Source organism: Thalassotalea insulae, assembly GCF_030161395.1.
GTDB classification, from domain to species: domain Bacteria; phylum Pseudomonadota; class Gammaproteobacteria; order Enterobacterales; family Alteromonadaceae; genus Thalassotalea_E; species Thalassotalea_E insulae.
On sequence record NZ_BSST01000001.1, the window covers coordinates 2,792,352 to 2,810,208 of the forward strand.

The 17,857-nt window shown below is 41.8% G+C and carries 19 protein-coding genes; 9 read left to right on the top strand and 10 right to left on the bottom strand.

Annotated elements, in window-relative coordinates; all coding sequences use genetic code 11:
- Window positions 1–103 precede the first annotated feature (103 nt).
- On the top strand, window positions 104–331 hold the full coding sequence (locus QQK06_RS12635) for a TIGR02922 family protein (RefSeq protein ID WP_284245068.1): 228 nt from the start codon (window positions 104–106) through the stop codon (window positions 329–331).
- Between the two features lie 66 nt (window positions 332–397).
- On the opposite strand, the gene ccmE is transcribed toward QQK06_RS12635, so the two are convergent.
- Genes ccmE through ccmA form a run of 5 tightly spaced genes read right to left on the bottom strand, consistent with a single transcriptional unit; the run spans window position 398 to window position 3,242 of the window.
- A complete protein-coding gene (ccmE, locus tag QQK06_RS12640; protein ID WP_284245069.1) occupies window positions 398–880 on the bottom strand; it encodes a cytochrome c maturation protein CcmE in 483 nt (160 codons plus the stop codon).
- Window positions 877–1,104 (bottom strand): heme exporter protein CcmD, encoded by a 228-nt coding sequence (gene ccmD / locus QQK06_RS12645; RefSeq protein ID WP_284245071.1) that lies wholly within the window; start codon window positions 1,102–1,104, stop codon window positions 877–879. The genes ccmE and ccmD overlap by 4 nt, the downstream gene beginning before the upstream one ends.
- On the bottom strand, window positions 1,104–1,850 hold the full coding sequence (locus tag QQK06_RS12650; protein ID WP_284245072.1) for a heme ABC transporter permease: 747 nt from the start codon (window positions 1,848–1,850) through the stop codon (window positions 1,104–1,106). Before QQK06_RS12650 ends, ccmD begins: the two co-directional genes overlap by 1 nt.
- Window positions 1,850–2,575: a heme exporter protein CcmB gene (gene ccmB, locus QQK06_RS12655; RefSeq protein ID WP_431313648.1), complete on the bottom strand. Its 726-nt coding sequence runs from the start codon at window positions 2,573–2,575 to the stop codon at window positions 1,850–1,852. Before ccmB ends, QQK06_RS12650 begins: the two co-directional genes overlap by 1 nt.
- 25 nt (window positions 2,576–2,600) lie before the next feature.
- A complete protein-coding gene (ccmA, locus tag QQK06_RS12660) occupies window positions 2,601–3,242 on the bottom strand; it encodes a cytochrome c biogenesis heme-transporting ATPase CcmA (protein WP_284245073.1) in 642 nt (213 codons plus the stop codon).
- Window positions 3,243–3,524: 282 nt separating this feature from the next.
- Between ccmA and QQK06_RS12665 the strand changes: the two genes are divergently transcribed.
- Genes QQK06_RS12665 through hemH form a run of 5 tightly spaced genes read left to right on the top strand, consistent with a single transcriptional unit; the run spans window position 3,525 to window position 8,837 of the window.
- Entirely contained in the window at window positions 3,525–5,516 is a 1,992-nt protein-coding gene (locus tag QQK06_RS12665) for a heme lyase CcmF/NrfE family subunit (protein WP_284245074.1), read from the top strand.
- 3 nt (window positions 5,517–5,519) lie between these two features.
- A complete protein-coding gene (locus QQK06_RS12670; RefSeq protein ID WP_284245075.1) occupies window positions 5,520–6,056 on the top strand; it encodes a DsbE family thiol:disulfide interchange protein in 537 nt (178 codons plus the stop codon).
- A gap of 11 nt (window positions 6,057–6,067) precedes the next feature.
- Window positions 6,068–6,529, top strand: coding sequence for a cytochrome c-type biogenesis protein (locus QQK06_RS12675; RefSeq protein WP_284245076.1), 462 nt, complete (start codon window positions 6,068–6,070; stop codon window positions 6,527–6,529).
- A 3-nt stretch (window positions 6,530–6,532) separates the two neighbouring features.
- Entirely contained in the window at window positions 6,533–7,786 is a 1,254-nt protein-coding gene (gene ccmI, locus QQK06_RS12680) for a c-type cytochrome biogenesis protein CcmI (RefSeq protein WP_284245077.1), read from the top strand.
- Between the two features lie 34 nt (window positions 7,787–7,820).
- Window positions 7,821–8,837 carry a ferrochelatase gene (gene hemH, locus QQK06_RS12685; protein WP_284245078.1) on the top strand — a complete coding sequence of 339 codons (1,017 nt, stop codon included), beginning with the start codon at window positions 7,821–7,823 and terminating at the stop codon, window positions 8,835–8,837.
- Window positions 8,838–8,898: 61 nt separating this feature from the next.
- On the opposite strand, the gene QQK06_RS12690 is transcribed toward hemH, so the two are convergent.
- From QQK06_RS12690 to pepA, 4 genes are all read right to left on the bottom strand, one after another.
- On the bottom strand, window positions 8,899–9,108 hold the full coding sequence (locus QQK06_RS12690) for a cold-shock protein (protein WP_284245079.1): 210 nt from the start codon (window positions 9,106–9,108) through the stop codon (window positions 8,899–8,901).
- Window positions 9,109–9,472: 364 nt separating this feature from the next.
- Window positions 9,473–12,328, bottom strand: a complete 2,856-nt coding sequence (locus tag QQK06_RS12695; RefSeq protein ID WP_284245080.1) for a valine--tRNA ligase — start codon at window positions 12,326–12,328, stop codon at window positions 9,473–9,475.
- A 38-nt stretch (window positions 12,329–12,366) separates the two neighbouring features.
- Window positions 12,367–12,813, bottom strand: a complete 447-nt coding sequence (locus QQK06_RS12700; RefSeq protein WP_284245081.1) for a DNA polymerase III subunit chi — start codon at window positions 12,811–12,813, stop codon at window positions 12,367–12,369.
- 8 nt (window positions 12,814–12,821) lie between these two features.
- Complete coding sequence (pepA, locus tag QQK06_RS12705) at window positions 12,822–14,330, bottom strand: leucyl aminopeptidase (RefSeq protein ID WP_284245082.1); 1,509 nt, start codon at window positions 14,328–14,330, stop codon at window positions 12,822–12,824.
- 229 nt (window positions 14,331–14,559) lie between these two features.
- Between pepA and lptF the strand changes: the two genes are divergently transcribed.
- Window positions 14,560–15,690, top strand: coding sequence for an LPS export ABC transporter permease LptF (gene lptF, locus QQK06_RS12710; RefSeq protein WP_284245083.1), 1,131 nt, complete (start codon window positions 14,560–14,562; stop codon window positions 15,688–15,690).
- A gap of 1 nt (window position 15,691) precedes the next feature.
- Complete coding sequence (gene lptG / locus QQK06_RS12715) at window positions 15,692–16,756, top strand: LPS export ABC transporter permease LptG (RefSeq protein WP_284245084.1); 1,065 nt, start codon at window positions 15,692–15,694, stop codon at window positions 16,754–16,756.
- A 20-nt stretch (window positions 16,757–16,776) separates the two neighbouring features.
- Here the strand turns inward: lptG and QQK06_RS12720 are convergent, their stop codons facing one another.
- Window positions 16,777–17,274: an RDD family protein gene (locus tag QQK06_RS12720; protein WP_284245085.1), complete on the bottom strand. Its 498-nt coding sequence runs from the start codon at window positions 17,272–17,274 to the stop codon at window positions 16,777–16,779.
- Between the two features lie 154 nt (window positions 17,275–17,428).
- Here QQK06_RS12720 and QQK06_RS12725 point away from each other — a divergent pair, with 154 nt between their 5' ends.
- Window positions 17,429–17,833, top strand: a complete 405-nt coding sequence (locus tag QQK06_RS12725) for a hypothetical protein (RefSeq protein ID WP_284245087.1) — start codon at window positions 17,429–17,431, stop codon at window positions 17,831–17,833.
- Window positions 17,834–17,857: the final 24 nt, after the last annotated feature.

The window sequence follows — 17,857 nt, forward strand, 5'->3', positions numbered from 1 at the left end:
ACTATTAGGCGAGCGTAAAAGATAATCGTTTTCTGTGATAGGACTGCGGTATACCCTAATAACCCGAAAGCTCGTTAATGGGCCGATAATAACAAGGGAAATTATGAGTAATAGTCAAAAAGAGTTGATCACTATTATTTATTATTGTGATTCCTCACTGGAGTTAAAACATCAGGTTTGCCAGTTAGAAAAATCGGCATCTGGTCGTGTGATCATCCCTGACGAGTTAAAACAAGGCAAGTCAATCGTTGCGGTTTGTAACGGTGAAGTGGATATTCTTAATAAAATAGGCGAACGTATTTTACCTAGTGATTCAATAGCCGCTTCTTAAGTAGAAATATTGTTATTAAAAAAGCCGTGATAATTGCTTATCACGGCTTTTTTAATGGCATGCTAATCAGTTGTTGTTTAGCTGTTCATTTGAATACTCTGGTGCCTGATGCGATTCTCCTAAAGAATCTGCAATTTCTTTTGGCATATAGTTTTCATCATGCTTCGCCAGCACTTCTGCCGCTTCCAGTGTTTTTGCTGATGTTAATGAACCGTTGGCTATAATACCTTGGCCTTCACGAAATAAATCCGGCAGAATACCGTCATATTTTACCGTAATCACTTCACCTTTATTGGTAAGGTCAAACTGAACTTTTAGGCTGTTTTCATCTCGTTTTACACTACCGGTTACAACTAAACCACCAACGCGAATACGCTGACCTAACGACGGCTTAATGCCAGTATCATCTTTACCGTGTACTACTTCGTACGGGGTATAAAATAAATCGATATTTTGGCTTAAGGCATAAAGTATCAGGCCAATAATCAGTCCGATGCCGGCTAATACCGATAATACAATGGTTAATCGTTTTTTACGGCGTGGGTTCATGAATTAACCTCTTGTCTTGCTTGTGTTTGTTGCTTTAATGCGGCTTGTTTTAATTTTTGTTCACGTTTTTGGCGTTGTTGAATTTGGGTAATAATGTTTTTCTTTTTTGCCAGACTCATCAGGACAAGTAATAGCAATAATGCGGTACTGACACCGTAAGAAAGCCAGACATAAAAGCCGTGACCGTCCATAGCGATAAATTCAGAAAGACTAGAAAACTGCATTAGCTTGCCTCCATGTTATTAACATAATCACGTACCCACGGGCGCATTGCGTTGCGGGCTAGTATTTCATTGCGAAAGCGCAAACCTATGACCCAGCTGATGAGGCAGATAAAACCAATTAAACAGATAATAAATGGCCAGAACATCTCACTGCTCATTGATGGGGCACCCAATTTTGATACCGTTGAACCTTGATGTAGGGTATTCCACCATTCAACTGAATATTTAATAATGGGAATGTTCACTACACCAACTAAGGATAAGATGCCAGCCGCCTTGCCTGCCAGTGCTTTATCTTCAAAAGCGTTATGCAGGGCTATTACCCCTAAATATAAAAACAACAAGATCAGCTCTGAGGTTAAACGGGCATCCCAAATCCACCAAGTTCCCCAGGTTGGGCGTCCCCAGGCTGCGCCTGTGATTAGTGCTATTGCAGTCATTACTGCGCCAACAGGTGCCATCGCAGCGGCAGAAGCGTCAGCTAATTTTATTTGCCACACTAAGCTGGAAAGAGCGGCAATTGCCATGCCGACGTAAATCCCCATAGATAGCATTGCACTTGGCACGTGCAAGTAAAAAATTCGAAAGCTGTTACCTTGTTGATAATCAGCTGGAACAAATAGCAATGCCCATACGATGCCAATGGATAAAAATAGCATCGTTAATTTGGAAAACCAGGGCAGCAGTTTGCCGGTGAAGTGATAACTCACCTCAGGATTTGCATAAGGATGTAACCATTTCCACATTAGTTGGTACTCACTTTTAGTGCGGCACTAACCGCAAACGGTGATAATGTTAATGAACCTATTAAAAACGCGGCAATTATAGCAAGTTGTCCGCTATAGGGTAAGTTCATTGCTGCAGTATCAATTGCGCTGGTAGCAAAGATCAATACTGGAATATATAAAGGCAATACCAACAGACTGAGCAGTACACCGCCTTTTTTAATGCCGACGGTCAAGGCTACTCCTATGGCGCCGAGAAAACTAAGCACAGGTGTACCGAGTAATAAAGTCAGCATTAATGCCAGATAACTTTGCTCATTTAAATTAAGTAGTACGGCTAAAATCGGAGCAACAAAAATTAATGGTAATCCGGTTAAGCACCAATGAGCAAAAATTTTAGCCAGTACGATAAGAAAAAGTGGGTGTGGGCTTAATAACATTTGTTCTAATGAACCGTCACTATGATCTGATTTAAATAATCGGTCCAGTGATAATAAGGTCGATAACAGGGCGGCAACCCAAATTATGCCAGGGGCAACCCGTGCCAAAGTTTGAGGTTCGGGTCCTATACCTAACGGAAACAAGGTGATCACTATGATAAAGAATAATAACGGATTTAAAATGTCGTCTTTATGACGAAATGCTATGGTTAAATCTCGCTTAAAAATCAGTAGAAAAGCGCCTCTATATGACAGGGAGCGGGTGGCGCTTAACGTTTTCTGGCTGGGTATACTCATGTCTTTCATTTAGGGGTCACTTGCATTATTCAGCTTAAAAAAAGCGATATTCCAGAGCTAATTTCTTATAACATTCAGGCGGTATGGTTAAATCCTGGTGCGTAGTAAGAATAACGCAGCCACCTTGTTTAGCGTGTTTAAGCATTAAATTTTCTAGTGTTTTAACGCCATGCTTATCAATAGCAGTAAATGGCTCATCTAAAATCCACACTGGAGCCTGACTTTGCCAGAGTTTTGCCAATGCGATACGACGATGCTGACCGGCGCTAAGGTGGGACGCAAGGGCATCTTCAAAGCCAAGCAAATTTACTTCTGCCAAGGTTGATTCTGCTTGTGACTTATCTAATCCGCTTAATGCCAGATTAAAACTTAAATTCTCCTGCGCCGTCATTTCACCTTTAATGCCAGCGAGATGACCAATATAAAGCAAATGCTGATTATAATATTCGCGATCATGGGTAATATTAGTGCCTTTGAAGCTAACAGAGCCTTCGTAAGGCTGAGATAGTCCTGCCAATATCCGTAATAAGCTGGTTTTTCCTGCACCATTGGGTCCTTCTATTTGCAGAATTTCACCGGCACACACATCAAAATCAAGCTGTTCAAATAAGATGCGTTCTTCTCTGATACAGGTGAGTTGTCTGGTGCTAAGTAATGTCGGAGTGCTTGTTGGCATCTATTATTAAAATACTTTGGTTGTCAGCTGTTTTTGCAATAATGGCTAGTGTAAACAGAAATACTGCTTAATGACTTGATCCTGATCCTACTACAACCAATAAATTTATCATACTATATCGCATGCTTTAGCAGAGATTTTTATCTTAAGAGACAGTCTTTAATGAATTTAACCGTAAAACAATGCTAGAATGCCGTTGTTATTTTTTAGCCGTTTAGCGCAGCCTGTCATGTATTTGAACATCACAGTTAACGGGTGCCTGAATAAATTCGGAGAGCGTATATGATACCTGAGTTAGGGCAATTTGCCTTAATCATTGGCTTAGCCTTTGCTATGTGTTTAAGCCTAGTACCTTTAATAGGTGTGTATAGTCATCAGCCAAAACTGGTCGCTTATGCCAAACCATTAACTTTTGGTATGTTCGCTTTTACAGCGATTAGTATTGTTATTTTGGGCTACAGCTTTGTCATCGATGATTTCTCCGTCAAATATATCGCTGGACATTCGAATTCACATTTACCTTACTATTTCAAAATCAGCGCTGTCTGGGGAGGTCATGAAGGCTCATTGTTATTATGGGTTTTTTCGTTAACCGCCTGGACCATGGCAGTAGCTCATTTTAGTAAAGGTATAGATCAGGCATTTACTGCTCGAGTATTGGCGGTGTTAGGCATGATTGCTGTCGGCTTTATGTTTTTTACGTTAGTGACCTCTAATCCGTTTGAACGTCTATGGCCAGCGGTGCCGCAAGAAGGGCGGGATTTAAATCCGCTATTACAGGATGTCGGTTTGATCATCCATCCGCCAATGTTGTATTTAGGTTATGTAGGTTTTGCTGTGTCTTTTGCCTTTGCGATTGCGGCATTAATGTGCGGTAAACTTGATGCTGCTTGGGCAAGGTGGGCACGACCTTGGGTCGTCGCTGCCTGGATTTTCTTAACGTTAGGTATAGCGTTAGGTAGCTGGTGGGCATATTACGAACTTGGCTGGGGAGGCTGGTGGTTTTGGGATCCAGTTGAAAATGCGTCGTTCATGCCGTGGTTAGTCGGAACAGGTTTATTGCATTCATTGGCGGTTACCGAAAAACGGGGTACCTTTAGAAACTGGACGGTATTACTTGCTATTTTTGCCTTTAGCTTAAGCCTATTGGGTACTTTCTTAGTACGCTCGGGCGTTATTACCTCGGTGCATTCTTTTGCCGCCGATCCAACCCGTGGTGCCTTTATCTTATTATTATTGGCTCTGGCGGTAGGTGGTTCATTAACCTTATTTGCGTTTCGCGCGTCGAATGTCGCTAGTTTTAGCCGTTTTTCATTCTATTCCCGCGAAACCGCGCTATTACTATGTAATATTATTTTAGTGGTTGCTGCAGTGACCGTACTATTAGGCACTATTTATCCGCTTATTTTAGATGCTGCTGGATTAGGTAAAATCTCCGTTGGCCCGCCGTACTTTAACGCGGTGTTTGTGCCAATTATGAGTGTGTTGTTTGTCATTATGGGGATAGGACCGTTAATTCGCTGGAAAAAGGCAAAAAAAGGTGAGTTACGTAAGCAAATTACGAAACCGTCAGTTTTCAGTATCTTGCTCGGTGGCGCATTTCCATTGCTGTACGACGGAGAAATCAATGTACTGGCAAGTTTTGGCATGATATTGGCGTTTTGGGTGTCATTGGTTGTGTTAAAAGATTTGCGTAATCAGGCAAAAACCAGCGTAGGGCGTTATCAGTTGTCTCGCATCAGTTTAAGCCAGTGGGGGATGACGGTGGCTCATATGGGCATTGCCGTCACTATTGTTGGTGTCACTTTGGTTTCCAGTTATGAAAAAGAAATCAGCGTCAAGATGTTTGAAAATGATACCGTGAATATTTCGGGTTATGATGTAACGTTTAAAGGTATTAAGCAGGTGCAAGGGCCTAATTATAGCGCGGAGCAAGGGCAACTAGAGGTTGCCAAAGACGGAGACTTTATTGCCTTGCTTAAACCTGAGCGTCGTACTTATATGGTACAAACGATGGGGATGACAGAAGCTGGCATAGACCCTGGGCTGTTTCGTGATGTTTATGTTGCCTTGGGCGACCCGTTACCTGGAAATGCTTGGGCAATCAGGGTCCATTTTAAACCTTTTGTTCGCTGGATCTGGCTTGGCGCTATCTTTATGGCATTTGGTGGTTTTATGGCGATGTTGGATAAACGTTATCGCCGCAAAAAAACGGCAAAAGCAGCAGAAAAAGCTAACCCCGTTGTTCAACAACCGGTAGTTGAAGGAGCATAAACGGTGAATAAAATTATTCGCTTTATACCCTTGGTATTATTTATCGCCTTAGGTGTAGTGTTATATCGAGGCTTATCGCTAAATCCTCAAGCATTGCCGTCAGCATTAGTCGGACAAAAAGTGCCGAGTTTTGTCTTAACGCAGCTTTTAAAACCTGATAACACGTTAACCGAAAAGGATCTGCAAGGGGATATCGTGTTATTAAATGTCTGGGGTACTTGGTGTGTATATTGTAAGTATGAACACCCTTATCTGGTCGACATTGCCCAAAGTGGCAGGGTGGCATTGTACGGTTTAAATTATAAGGATGACCGCCAGGATGCAAAACAATGGCTGGTGGATTATCAAAATCCATATCAACTATCGATATTTGATCCATTAGGTAAATTAGGCATTGAACTTGGGGTGACCGCAGCTCCGGAAACTTTTGTGATTGATAAGCAGGGCATTATTCGGATGAAGCATGTTGGGCCGATTGATGGTGATATCTGGCAGCAAAAGTTTTTACCTATGATTGAAATTCTAGAGCAAGAGTCTTAAGGAGTGCGCAAATGAAAAAACTAGTTCATTTATTATTCATTGCCGTGACTATCTGCTTTACTGCTCAGGCTTGGAGTACTGATACTTATCAATTTCAGGATGAAGTCACGCAGAAAAGATACCAGTCTTTAGTGAAAGAGTTGCGTTGTCCCAAATGTCAAAATCAAAACTTGGCTGATTCTAATGCTCCGATAGCAGCAGACTTGCGCCGTGAAGTGTATGAATTGCTGCAACAAGGAAAGTCAGACGGTGAAATCGTCGATTTTATGGTGAAACGTTATGGTGATTTTGTCCTCTATCGACCAAAAGTCTCTACGTTAACTTATGTCTTATGGTTTGGTCCTGCGGTATTGTTACTTATCGGCGTGATTGTTGTGGTGATTATTTTGCGGAAAAAGCCAGCGAGAAAAGTGCAAAAATCGTTATCAAATCAACAACAAAATAAACTTGCTGAAATTTTAAAAGATAAATAATTCATGATTGAACTACTCATTATTGTTATTGCCCTTGTCTTATTACTATTAGTGGTGATCTGGGGACATTTTCTTACACAAAACAGACATCAGGCTGCGGCAGATAACAGTTTTCGTGATCAAACCAATGTCCGTCTATATCACGAACATAAAGCGGAAATTGAACAGGATTACCAGCAAGGAGCATTGGACAGTGAAAGTTATCAGTATTTAAAAACTGAACTTGATCAAAGTTTGTTGCAAGACATAGAAGATAACAGCAAAGAAGCGCGACAGCAGCACTCGGACAGTCGTCAGTTATCGATATTTTGGCCTGTAGTGTTGAGTGTTTTTATTCTGGGTTTTAGTGGTTATTTTTATCAGCAAAATGGTGCGTTTGATTTAATTGCTAGTACGCCGCAAGCTCGCGCCGGTCATGAGATGCTTGATGAGCAGCAACAAGTGATAGTACAAGTACAAAAGCTTAAACAGCTAACTGAGCAACAACCAAAAAATGCAGATGCCTGGTATCAACTGGGACAGGCATTAGTTGGGATAGGAGAATTTAGCGAAGCGCTATCCGCTTTTGATCAGGTTATTGCGATTGATGGCGAACATGCGGATTTATACGGCGCGAAAGCACAGGCGAGTTACTACCAGAATCAACAGAGAATAACTCCTCAAGTACAAGGTTTTATTGATAAAGCGTTGGCGTTAGATGCTCGCGATCCGTCTACTAATATTTTGTTAGGCATGGATCAGTTTACCAATAAAGCTTACCAGCAAGCCATTGATTATTGGCAGTTAGTTATAGCTGATGCTCGACCAACAGTGAATATTGAGGCGTTGCAGGGCGCAATTGACGAAGCGAAAAATCGCTTGTCTCTAACAAGTGGTGTTATTGCTAAAAATACCGGTTTACCTGCACCTGAGCTCGCGTTACATGTCAGTATCAGTGAAGAAATCGCACAGCAATTGAGTATAAGTGAAGATAACGTAGTGTTTGTCTATGCTATTCCAGCCAATGGCTCCCGGATGCCACTTGCAGCCGTGAAATTAAAAGCCAGTGACTTGCCGATTGATGTTGTGCTGAACGATGCCCGAGCAATGTCGCCACAGGCTAAGTTAAGTGATGCAGAAAAGGTGCACCTATATGCCATTATTTCCAGTGACGGTGGCGTGGGAATTAAGTCCGGTGATTATAAAGCGGAATTACAAAACATTGACGTCAGACGTACGACACCGATTGAATTGGTGATTGACAGTGTCGTTCAATAACTGATTTTTACCTAGCAAGTATAGAGGCATTCCATTGAAATCTCGTTATTTGGGTCGCGACAAGTCAATCCACCAACAAAGTAGAAAAATAGGCGTGCTACTGACTAATCTCGGCACGCCGGATGCACCTACCAGTAGCGCATTAAGAAAATATCTGCGGGAATTTTTATCCGATCCCAGAGTTGTTGAAATTCCACGGTTACTGTGGTTGATGATCCTTCACGGCATTATTTTACGAGTCAGACCGAAAAAATCGGCTAAGCTCTATCAAAGTATCTGGACGGAGCAGGGCTCGCCGTTATTGGTGATCTCTGAAAAGTTAACCAAAAAAGTTGCATTGAAGTTAAACGCGGAGCGTGATGATTTATTAGTTGATCTAGCGATGCGTTATGGCGAACCTGCTATTGCACCGGCGCTTGATAATTTTCAGCAGCAAGGAGTGGATAATATTGTTGTTCTGCCTTTATATCCACAGTATGCCGGGCCGACAACCGCTTCTACTTTTGATGCGGTGGTTAATACCATTAAACGGTGGCGCTGGATCCCATCATTGCACTTTGTAAGCGGTTATTATCAGCATCCGCTATATATTGCAGCTTTAGCGAATAGTATTGAAGAACATATAGCTCAACATGGTAAGCCGGATAAGTTAGTGTTGTCGTATCATGGTATGCCTAAGTACTTTCTCGACAGTGGAGATCCATATTACTGTTTTTGTCATCAAACCACTAAGCTGGTGGCAGATAAATTAGGGTTAGATGCTAATGATTACGTGATGACGTTCCAGTCACGTTTTGGTAAGGCGGAGTGGCTCAAACCTTATACTGATGCTACCTTGGCTGAATTGGCGCAATCAGGTGATAAACACGTCGCAGTAATAAGCCCAGCGTTTAGTGTTGATTGTTTAGAAACATTGGAAGAGTTGGTGCATGAAAACCGCGAGGTTTTTATTCAAGCCGGTGGTCGAGAGTATCATTATATCGCAGCGCTAAATGATCGAGATGATCATTGTCAGTTAATTACTGAGTTGGTGAAAGAACAACTGCCTTAATGTTGGATAAATAAAAAACGGAGCAATTAAGCTCCGTTTTTTCTTGAATATTGGGGAGCTACTATAACGCAACAACGTTCTTAGCTTCTGGGCCTTTTTGACCTTGTTCAACAGTAAAAGACACTGCTTGGCCATCAGTTAAGGTACGGAAACCGTCACCTGTAATCGCACTGAAGTGAACAAAAACATCCGGACCATTTTCTTGTTCGATGAAACCAAAGCCTTTTGACTCGTTAAAAAATTTTACTTTACCAGTTACTGTATCAGACATACCGACATTTCTCGCAGTTTAAAAATTAAAAAATAGGCTAAATTTAGCCAGTTACGGAGTAAATGCCCTCTACCTAAAGTACAGACAGAGAAAGGTTTCCAATAACACATTTATATAGCGTCTAGGTCAATTAACAGCTGAAAAACGTCATGTTAATCAATTGTTAAAATCATCCTTCTCCCGAAACGCACAAACTCAACGCGACCTCATACTAGCACAATAGTTCCGCAATATCTTGAAAAAAAATGAAATTTAATTGACTTTTTTATGACAAAATTAGGATTTAGCTTTGTCTAATATTAAAAAACCGTATAGCGCGCTATACGGTTTTTTGTTTTCGTTATTGTTCGCTATCACATTGTGACTAAAGTGCGGCGATTTGCTCTTTTTGCTCAACCATTTTCGCCAATGTCGATTCTGCATCAGCCAATTTGGCTTTTTCTTTATCAATTACGGCGGCTGGTGCTTTGGCAACAAAATTTTCATTACCGAGTTTGGCACTGATTTTTTGCGTATCTTTTTCAAGCTTTTCAATGGCTTTGCTTAAGCGAGCTAGCTCTGCATCTTTATCGATTAACCCTGCCATAGGGATCAATAACGATAACTCACCAACCACTGCGCTCGCGGCAGCTGGACCTTCTTCGTTATCGGCTAAGACCTGAATCGATTCTAACTTGGCTAATGACGCTAAAAATTGTTGATTTTCATCCAAACGGCGCTGATCTTCACTACTGACATTTTTCAGTAATACTGGCAGTGGCTTGCTTGGTGCAATGTCCATTTCACCGCGAATATTACGAATAGCAACGATAAATTGTTTAACCCATTCTAGATCTTCACTTGCTTGACTATCGACTTGCTGCTGGTCAACTTGCGGAAAGGCTTGGGTCATAATACTGTTCCCATTTTTCGCAAAATTAGTCAGTGGCACCACACGTTGCCAGATAGTTTCGGTGATAAACGGCATGATCGGGTGCATTAAACGTAGCAAGGTCTCCAAAGTTTCTACTAAAGTTTGACGTGTACCGCGTTGCTGCGCTTCATTGCCTTTAAATAATACCGGTTTAGTAAGTTCCAGATACCAGTCACAAAATTGATTCCAAGTGAATTCATATAAGGCCTGCGAGGCCAAGTCAAAGCGGAACTGGGCAAAATTTTCATGGACCGATTTAATCGTTTGCTGTAATTGTGATTTGATCCAGCGATCAGCCAGTGAGTATTCAACTTCACTATTATTTAAGCCACAGTCGTGTTCTTCGGTATTCATTAATACGTAACGGCTGGCATTCCATAGTTTATTACAGAAATTGCGGTAACCGTCTAAACGCTTCATATCCCAATTGATATCACGACCGGTTGAGGCAACCGACGTTAAGGTAAAACGCAGTGCATCGGTGCCATGAGCTTCAATACCATTTGGGTATTCTTTCTTGGTAAGCTTGGTAATTTTTTGTGCCAGCTGGGGCTGCATCATATTCCCAGTGCGTTTTTCTAATAAATCATCTAACGAGATACCGTCGATCATATCCAAAGGATCGACAACGTTACCTTTAGACTTACTCATTTTATCGCCATTTTCATCGCGAATAAGGCCTGTGACATAGACCTTCTTAAACGGTACTTGTGGCTGACCATTTTCATCTTTAATAAAATGCATGGTCATCATGATCATCCGAGCAACCCAGAAAAAGATGATATCAAAGCCGGTAACTAGCACGTCGGTAGAATGGAATTTTTTAATATCTTCCATCGAATTTGGCCAGCCTAAGGTTGAGAAGGTCCAAAGAGCAGAAGAGAACCAAGTATCGAGTACATCGTCATCTTGCTTCAACAGGATATCGTCAGCTAACGAATGTTTAGTGCGCACTTCCTGTTCACTGCGGCCAACATAGACTTTACCGTTTTGATCATACCATGCTGGAATTCTATGTCCCCACCATAATTGCCGTGAAATGCACCAATCCTGAATATCGCGCATCCAAGCAAAGTACATGTTTTCATATTGCTTAGGAACAAATTCAATATCGCCATTTTCAACTGCTTCTACTGCCGGTTTTGCTAATGGTGCTGCTCGAACATACCATTGGTCGGTTAATAGAGGTTCAATTATTACGCCTGAACGATCACCGTATGGTGCGACTAAATCGTGATCTTTGACGCTATCAAGTAAGCCAAGTTGCTCGAATTGTTCAACAATAACTTTGCGTGCTTCAAAGCGGTCTAAACCAGCGATATCTGCCGGTAATTCAGCTGAATACTGCTCGCTTACTTCACCGTTAGTATCATAAACTTCCGCCTGAGCTAATACGGCAGCATTTTTATCAAAGATGTTAATCATGGCTAAGCCACAGCGCTTGCCAACTTCGTTATCATTAAAGTCGTGAGCTGGGGTTATTTTTACACAACCTGTGCCTTTTTCCATATCGGCATGATCATCACCAACAATTGGGATCAAACGGTTAACTAGCGGTAATAAAACGTGCTGGCCAATTAAATCTTTATAGCGAGGATCTTCAGGGTTAACTGCGACACCTGTGTCACCGAGCATTGTTTCAGGGCGAGTAGTGGCAACGATTAAGTAATCTAAACCATCAGCGGTTTTGGCACCATTCGCTAGTGGGTAACGCAAATGCCACATGTGACCTTTTTTGTCTTTGTTTTCCACTTCCAGATCTGAGATTGCGGTGTGGAATTTTGGATCCCAGTTAACTAATCGTTTACCACGGTAAATTAGGTCATCTTCAAATAAACGAACAAACACTTCCTGAACCGCTTCAGACATGCCGTCGTCCATGGTAAAACGTTCGCGGTTCCAGTCGATTGAATTACCTAAACGACGCATTTGCTCGCTGATGGTACCGCCAGATTGTTCTTTCCATTGCCAAATTTTATCGATAAAAGCTTCACGGCCGTAATCATGACGAGTTTTATCTTCTTCTGCGGCAATTTTACGCTCTACGACCATTTGGGTGGCAATACCCGCATGGTCACTACCTGACTGCCATAAAGTATTTTTACCTTGCATCCGTTGATAACGAATTAAGGTATCCATAATAGTCTGCTGGAACGCATGCCCCATATGCAAACTACCTGTGACATTCGGTGGTGGAATGGCGATGCAGTAACCGTCGCCTTCGCCGGTTGGACTAAAATAACCTTGCTCTTCCCAGCTTTGGTAAAGGGCTTGTTCAATGTCAGAAGGATTAAATGTTTTTTCCATCAGAATAACTACTTAACTATTAAAATCTACGATATTTGCTATTGTGTTGCCGGCTGATTATCCACGGCAAACCCTAGTTGGCGATAAGCTTTAAAGCGTTCTCTGGCACTTTGCTTTAACTGTTCATCGCTGGGAACAAAATCGACGATTTGTGAAAATTGATGAGCAAAAGTGGGTACTGTGCTCGTTAAATTAATTAATACCGGGCGACGATTGGTTGGTGGTTGCCAACTGATCTCGACCGCTGAACCTTGCTTAGGCCCCTCACCACTAAGATTGTGAGGAACAAAGCTATCCGGTTCAAATGACCATAACAGCTCATCAATTTGATGAGCTTGTGCCTGGTCCTGGCAATAGATAAACACTCTTTGTTGTTGACGATAAAAATATGCCGCCTGAAAACAGCTATGGAGCAGTGCAAGTTGTAATTTATCTGCACTTGTCTCTTTATTTAGCAAGTAAAACATCACTTGAGTATTCATCATTGCGTTAATTACTCGCCTTGCTCAGCACCTGATTTATTGAGCAAGAATTGAGTTAGCATGCTGACCGGACGTCCGGTAGAGCCTTTGTTTTTTCCGCCACTAACCCAGGCCGTACCGGCAATATCAAGGTGCGCCCAGTGATATTTTTTGGTAAAGCGAGATAAGAAACAGGCAGCGGTAATAGTGCCTGCAGGGCGTCCGCCAAGATTGGTAAAGTCAGCAAACGGGCTTTCTAGCTGTTCCTGATATTCTTCCCATAACGGCAAGCGCCAAGCACGGTCACCACTTTGCTCTGATGCATTTAACAACTCATGTGCCAACGGATTATGACTACTTAATAAGCCGGTAGCATGTTTACCTAAAGCAATGACACAGGCACCCGTTAAGGTTGCCACATCAATCACAGCTTCAGGTTCAAAACGTTCTACATAGGTCAAGGCATCACACAATACTAAGCGGCCTTCGGCATCGGTATTTAGTACTTCCACTGTTTGTCCGGACATAGTGGTTAACACATCACCAGGACGATAAGCATTACCGCCTGGCATGTTTTCACAACCGGCGAGCACACCAATGACATTGATTGGTAGGTTTAATTCAGCGAGTGAGTGCATAGCGCCTAAAACACTGGCAGCGCCACCCATGTCATATTTCATTTCATCCATGGCTTCGCTAGGTTTGATTGAAATACCACCGGTATCAAAGGTTAACCCTTTACCAACTAGCACTACCGGTTTGCTGTCGTCACCAGCACCGTTGTATTTTATGATACTCATCATCGATTCATTGGCTGAACCTCGGCCAACCGCGAGATATGAACCCATGCCGAGTTCCGCCATTTGCTTTTCGTCGACAATTTCGGTGGTGACTGTAGCGTAATCATTGGCCAAAATGCGTGCTTGATCCGCTAAATAAGCTGGGTTACAGATGTTCGGCGGCATATTTGCAACATTTTTACAGGTGTTAATACCTTCCGCAACCGCTAAACCGTGAGCAATGGCACGTTCACCTAATGGCAACTCTCGACGCGTTGGCACATTAAAAACGATCTTACGTAATGGACGACGCGGTTCTTCTTTGCGGGTTTTTAAACTGTCAAAACTGTAGAGGCAGTTTTGCGTCGCTTCTACTGCCTGACGTACTTTCCAGTAATTGTCACGGCCTTTAACATGTAATTCAGATAAGAAACAGACGGCTTCCATTGAGCCAGTTTCATTTAAGGTGTTGATAGTTTTGCTGATGATTTGACGATACTGACGCTCATCTAATTCACGCTCTTTACCACAACCGACTAATAACACTCTTTCACTGAGAATATTAGGCACATGATGCAATAACAGCATTTGTCCTGATTTGCCTTCGAGGTCGCCACGACGTAGCAAATTGCTGATGTAGCCTTCACTGATCTCATCAAGTTGTTCAGCTATTGCTGATAGACGTCGAGGTTCAAAAACACCAACGACAATACAGGCGCTACGTTGTTTCTCTGGGCTACCACTTTTTACACTGAACTCCATGGACTCTCCTAGTTTGCAATATCAGACACACTTTTTAATAAAAAATGTCAATTAACTTGCTTAAAATAGATAAGCTAGCTCTATCTTTTATTTTGCCAAAGGCTATAATTATAGCCGCACACAGCAAATTTAGCTAAGAGCTTATCAAATATTTACTTATGAAAACGACAAGTTTACTTAAAAAATGTCCAAATGTCAGAAAAAAACTAAGTTTTTATAGGATCTTTTCGTGATCGTATTTCGTTATCTGTTACAGGAAGTTGCCAAAACCCAATTGGCGGTATTTATTGTCTTAATGACGATATTTATCAGTAATCAATTTGTCCGTGTTTTAGATGATGCCTCGGAAGGAGGTATCCCTGGAAAAATGGTGATGGTGTTTATCGGACTTAAAGTCCCCGACCTTGCCGGAATGATACTACCATTAAGTTTTTTCTTAGGTATTTTATTAGCTTATGGCAGGATTTATGCCGATAACGAGATGAGCATTTTACATGCCTGCGGTGTGAGCGAATGGTATGTGGTACGGGTAACGCTAATTTTAGGCTTAATAACGTCAATAGTGACAGGAATCTTCACGTTATATTTATCGCCGATGGCGGCTGAGTATGAATATCAGGTGAAAGAACAGTTAGCTGCTGATTCGGGGTTGAGCACCTTGATTGCTGGACGTTTCCAAACCACAGGCAATAAAAAAGCGGTGGTTTTTATTCATGATAAAAATCGCAAGAATAATACCTTGGAAAAGGTCTTTGTTGCTCAGTTACCGAATAAGCAAGATCAACATGGTGCAGTGATTAATTCCAGCTTAGTGTATGCTGCGCAGGGTGAAGTTATTGAAGAAGCCAGTGGTTCACAACGTTTAATACTGACCGATGGTACCCGCTATCAAAATGATGAGAAGAGTCATGAATTTCATCAGGTTGCTTTTGGTAAATACTATATTCAAATTCAAGATCAGAAAGTTGAGCATAAACGCCGTAAGTTAAAAGCGGTACCTACGACTGAACTTTTTCAAGAGCAAGCGTCTGAATCTAAGGCAGAGATCCAGTGGCGCATCGCGTTTCCACTCGCCTGTTTGATTTTAACATTAGTGGCAGTGCCATTAAGTGCTGTTAATCCTCGCCAAGGAAAATTTGCCAAGATGTTGCCGGCTTTGTTGTTGTTTTTAGGATATTTTTTACTACTGACCGCGGTAAAAAGAGGACTGGAAAGTGGCTCAGTAGCAAGTACTCTGGGTTTATGGCCAGTACATTTTATCGCGTTAATACTTGGCAGTTCATTGCTTATTAAAGGGCGCAGTTTAGGGCTTAAATTAAAGGCCAGTTTACCTCAGTTTATGCAGCGAGGAGCGTCCTAAGGTGAAAATTTTAGATCTTTATATTGGCCGTATTTTAGCGTCAAGCACGTTTTTAACTTTAGCGGTTTTTGTTAGTTTAAGCGGCATTATTAAATTTGTTGAGGAAATGAAAGCAGTTGGTAAGGGCAGTTATGACTTATCTCATGCGGCGCTTTATGTCTTGTATTTTATTCCTCGGGATGTCGAGTTATTTTTCCCTATGGCGGCACTTATTGGTGGTTTGATTGGTATTGGCATGTTAGCCAGCAATTCTGAGTTAGTGGTGATGCAGGCCTCAGGGATGTCACGGTTAGACATTATTCGTTCGGTGATGAAATCAGCGACTGTGCTGATTGTTGTTAGTATGTTTATTGGTGAGTGGGTTGCGCCCGTAGGAGAAGCATCCGCGAGACAAGTTAAGGCGCGGGCTATTTCTGGTGGTAGTTTAATTTCTGCAACGGGCGGTACTTGGGCCAAAGACGGAGATTATTTTGTTCATATCACTGAAGTAGAAGATACCGGATCGTTAAAAGGTATACAGATTTATCGCTTTAATCAGCAAATGAAACTGGCGAGCTGGTTGTCGGCGGAAAGTGCGATTTATTTAGCAAATGCTTGGCAACTAAGTAATGTGGTTGATACCAAAATTGATAACAAGCAAATTAACAGTGAAACGGCTGATTTTAGAACCTGGCAGTCGTCATTAACGCCGGATAAATTAGGGGTAGTCACGGTTAAACCTGAGTCTTTATCTCTTACCGATCTTATGGAGTATTTGGATTATCTTGAGGAAAATGGGCAAGATCAAAGCCGCTATCAATTGGCATTTTGGCGTAAATTGGTACAACCTGTGACCTTAGCTGTGATGTTGCTACTGGCATTGTCATTTATCTTTGGTCCGTTACGTTCTGTTTCTATGGGGGCAAGGATCATGATGGGCGTGGCGACCGGGATCTTGTTCTTTATTACCAACCAAGTTTTAGGCTCGGTCAGTTTAGTCTATCAGTTACCCGCTATTTTTGGTGCCTTGATGCCGAGTGTTATATTTACCAGCGCCGCGTTATATTTTATTAAGAAAAATGCTTAAAGGTGTGTAGGGAGCTGCTATTAGCGCCCTCTATTTGCCGTATTAGAAAGAACAACCACTTCCGTATTCGTGAACTTATCCTGTAAGCTGAGTTTTTGCTGCCTATTGACCAGTAGCCAAAGATTCCCTAAGCCGAGTAGTGTGGGGAGCAAACGTTTTAATGCCGTGCTTTTATCCATTAAACTGCCATCTTGATTTTGCACCCGTAAACGCCAGGCTTTCATGCCTATAGTTTGGCCGCTTTTTACCCAGAAAAATATAAAGAAATAGCCAACCCAGAACCAGGCAAACCCATCGACTAACAAGCTGTATATGTAACTTGAACTTTTTAAATCGAATGCGTGTTCAAATCCTTTATTGGCAATAATGCCATGATCAAATAAAAAACCGAAAACAAGAAAACTAATGGCACCGGCAACCATATAAACGGCGATAGCAACTAAGGTGTCATAAAGCCAGGAAGCTAGGCGACGAATTATTCCGGCGCGAGGAAAATTTGTATAGTCTATGTTGGTCATGGCAAATATCTGAAAAATTTTGCGCAAGTCTAACAAACTTTGTTTTTTCCTACCACAAGGAAAGATGAGCATAGTAAATTAGCGGGGATAGTGATTTATCTGCTTAGCATCTTATGGTAATTTAGACAAATTGAAATAGGAGACTATTAGGCTGATGTCCTCTGCTAACTTTACCCCGCATGGAATGCTGCAAATTTCGGTTGATAATAATTTAGTTACCATCGAAATAGAAGGGCCATGTAATGCTGAATTTTTTCAGCTAATGACCGCTAAATTGAGTGGTGTAAGAGAGCAAATTGATCTTAATAATTATACCGCATTAATTGTTCTTCATGGTGAAGCATTGGCAACGCCGGACGCGATGGAATATTTTACTAGCTACCTAAAAACTATCAGTGTTAAAGCGGTAGCACTTAATTTAGCGCTTACTTCAACACCATCGACGACTGAGCAGGTTTGTCAAAGAGCTTATCGTGAAGCAGGAATAAATCACCAATTTTTTACCGATAATAGCAAGGCAATTAAGTGGTTACGTCAATGTATGCAGGCAGAAAACTAACCCTGTTAACTACCTGCAACTCAG

Excerpts from the sequence above, each read along its gene's own strand:
- QQK06_RS12635 (WP_284245068.1), top strand. The coding sequence starts at position 104 with ATGAGTAATAGTCAAAAAGAGTTGATCACTATTATTTATTATTGTGAT.
- ccmE (WP_284245069.1), bottom strand. The coding sequence starts at position 880 with ATGAACCCACGCCGTAAAAAACGATTAACCATTGTATTATCGGTATTA.
- ccmD (WP_284245071.1), bottom strand. The coding sequence starts at position 1,104 with ATGCAGTTTTCTAGTCTTTCTGAATTTATCGCTATGGACGGTCACGGC.
- QQK06_RS12650 (WP_284245072.1), bottom strand. The coding sequence starts at position 1,850 with ATGTGGAAATGGTTACATCCTTATGCAAATCCTGAGGTGAGTTATCAC.
- ccmB (WP_431313648.1), bottom strand. The coding sequence starts at position 2,575 with ATGAAAGACATGAGTATACCCAGCCAGAAAACGTTAAGCGCCACCCGC.
- ccmA (WP_284245073.1), bottom strand. The coding sequence starts at position 3,242 with ATGCCAACAAGCACTCCGACATTACTTAGCACCAGACAACTCACCTGT.
- QQK06_RS12665 (WP_284245074.1), top strand. The coding sequence starts at position 3,525 with ATGATACCTGAGTTAGGGCAATTTGCCTTAATCATTGGCTTAGCCTTT.
- QQK06_RS12675 (WP_284245076.1), top strand. The coding sequence starts at position 6,068 with ATGAAAAAACTAGTTCATTTATTATTCATTGCCGTGACTATCTGCTTT.
- ccmI (WP_284245077.1), top strand. The coding sequence starts at position 6,533 with ATGATTGAACTACTCATTATTGTTATTGCCCTTGTCTTATTACTATTA.
- QQK06_RS12690 (WP_284245079.1), bottom strand. The coding sequence starts at position 9,108 with ATGTCTGATACAGTAACTGGTAAAGTAAAATTTTTTAACGAGTCAAAA.
- QQK06_RS12695 (WP_284245080.1), bottom strand. The coding sequence starts at position 12,328 with ATGGAAAAAACATTTAATCCTTCTGACATTGAACAAGCCCTTTACCAA.
- QQK06_RS12700 (WP_284245081.1), bottom strand. The coding sequence starts at position 12,813 with ATGATGAATACTCAAGTGATGTTTTACTTGCTAAATAAAGAGACAAGT.
- pepA (WP_284245082.1), bottom strand. The coding sequence starts at position 14,330 with ATGGAGTTCAGTGTAAAAAGTGGTAGCCCAGAGAAACAACGTAGCGCC.
- QQK06_RS12720 (WP_284245085.1), bottom strand. The coding sequence starts at position 17,274 with ATGACCAACATAGACTATACAAATTTTCCTCGCGCCGGAATAATTCGT.
- QQK06_RS12725 (WP_284245087.1), top strand. The coding sequence starts at position 17,429 with ATGTCCTCTGCTAACTTTACCCCGCATGGAATGCTGCAAATTTCGGTT.